A 2,179-nucleotide genomic window follows, 5' to 3' on the forward strand; every position below is an offset into this window, starting at 1 on the left:
CCTGGGTGTTCGACGTGAAATCCGTCGCGCCGCGGATGTCCGAGCTGTCGGTGGCACCCGAGACGATGGTGGTCGTATAGACCTCGACCTTCGGCAACTGCCTCGTCAGCAGTTCCGCGGTGGCCGTCTCGCGCACGCGCAACATGAATAAATTGTTGAAATTCCCGATCACCTGGCCGGCCTTCGCGCGGTTGCCGATGCGCGCCTCGATGTCCGAGAGCGTCTGCGTGTATGCGGTGACTTGCAGGCCCGCGCCACCGCCCTTGTTGATGAGCGGAATGAACTCGTCGCCCATCAACTCGTTGAACTCGTCGGCATGGACATTGATCGGCACGCGCGCGCCGGCCGATGCACCCGGCAGGCCGTCGTCGATCCCGTGCTTGTAGATGTGGCCGGCGACCGAAACCAGGTCAGAGAACATGGAATTGCCGACCGCTGCGGCGACCTCGGCGTCGGACAGCGCGTCCAGGCCCACATAGACGATGGCGCGCTTTCGGACGACCTGCATCCAATCGAAGATCGGCCTGGGGTCATTGAGGTCGGAGTAGTTTGGCGCCAGGAGCTGCGCGATCTTGCCGCTGGTCAACTTCTCCAACAACGGCAGGAGGCTGGCGACGATCTTGTCGAAGTACGTCTTGTCGTAGCGCACCGCCGAACGCAAGCCGTCCAGCACCGGGTCGTAGTTGCGCGCCTGGGAGAGGTACTGCTCCAGCGCTACGACGCGCTTCTCGCGCCCGATCATGTTGCGCGGGATGTTCTTCTCGTTGAGCTTGGCTTCGATCTGGACGATCACTTCCCAGGCCTTGGGCTCCGTCTTGGCGAAGTAGTGCTGGGCGTATTCGATGAACAGCGCGTCGATGTTGATGACATGCCGCTGGATCAGCATGTAGTCCGGGCGCTGCCCCAGTTCCACGAGCGCGCGGGCGATGATGTTCACGAACCGCCACGCGAACTCTCTGAACGCCGCGCTGTTGCCTTCGCCGGAGAGCTGCCCCGCGATGCGTGTCGCCACTTCCGAGATCCGGCCGAAGCGGCCCACGGCGTTGTAGCGGGCGCTGATCTCCGGCCAACCCAGGTGGAAGATGTAGAACTCGCCCTCGCGGCCCGCGCGCTGGGCTTCGACGTACATGCGCTTCAGGAGATCGGCATCCCCCTTGGGATCGATGACGATCACGACCTCGTGCTCGCCCGCGGCGTTCTTGCGCCGGATGTCCTGGGTGACGAACAGCTCGGCGAGCCGCGTCTTGCCCACGCGGGTGGTGCCCAGCACCAGCGAATGCCCGACGCGCTCGCCCAGCGGCAGGCTGACGTCCACCTCGTCCGGTTCGATGCCGTGCAGGCGCGGCAGACCGCCCACGGGCGGCAGCGGGCGCACCGGGTTGAGGGATACGTCCCAGCCCGTGAGCGTGGACAGCCGGGACAGCGGGAACGGCGCGAACTCCAGCCGTTCCTCCAGGCGACGCGCCAGCCGGTAGGCTGGCGTCGGCTCCACGTAGCGGCGGAACTCCGGCCGGTACGTCTGCATCAGCCTATGGGTGTGCTTCTGCTCCCACAGGAACCCGCGACCCACGAACAGCCGCTGCTGGCTGACCGGCACGTCGCGGCTGGTCATCACGTAGTGCGGGAGGCGGCGAATGTTGCGCCGGTAGCGCAGGATGACGCGGGCATCGCGGTAGCGGATGGCGCCGTAGGCGCCGAACGCCAGCGCGCTGCCAACGCCCATGGCCGGACTCAGCGCGAGCGACCATGGGGCCACCAGGGACAGAAACGCGGCGCCTGCACACGCCGCGACGGTGTATAGCTCCACCGCTGGGCGTAGCAGAACCTCGACCGGCTGTTTCCCCGACATGGCTTCATTGCTCGATGCCGGTGGCCGTGATCAGCGCCGGGTAGTGCCGCAGGCCCAGGCGCTCGGCCAGGTCGTCGCCGGCCACGGGTGCGAGCGGCACGCCGGGCACCAGGGCGCGCAGCCGCGCCAGACCCTGCATGGTCTCGACGTTGACCACCAGGCCGACCGCGCCGCGTTCGCGCAAAGCAGCGGCGCGGCGCTGCAACCAGGCCCGGGAAGCGTCGTCGTCGCCGATGACCACGAACGGCCGCAGGCCCGGCGCCTCGATCACCCGCCGCGCGACGGTGCCGGGCGTGAGCTTGGCGCTGCGCACCGGCAGCATCGCGGCTT

The 2,179-nt window shown here is 67.5% G+C and carries 2 protein-coding genes; both read right to left on the bottom strand.

The window, feature by feature from the left end:
• Positions 1 to 1,849, bottom strand: a 1,849-nt coding sequence (gene traD, locus APY03_RS12945) for a type IV conjugative transfer system coupling protein TraD (protein ID WP_068677419.1), incomplete at its 3' end; no start/stop codon positions are given.
• A gap of 4 nt (positions 1,850 to 1,853) precedes the next feature.
• Positions 1,854 to 2,179: integrating conjugative element protein (locus APY03_RS43675; RefSeq protein ID WP_232324244.1), on the bottom strand; the 326-nt coding region annotated here is incomplete at its 5' end.

Source organism: Variovorax sp. WDL1 (assembly GCF_001541225.1).
GTDB lineage: Bacteria > Pseudomonadota > Gammaproteobacteria > Burkholderiales > Burkholderiaceae_C > Variovorax.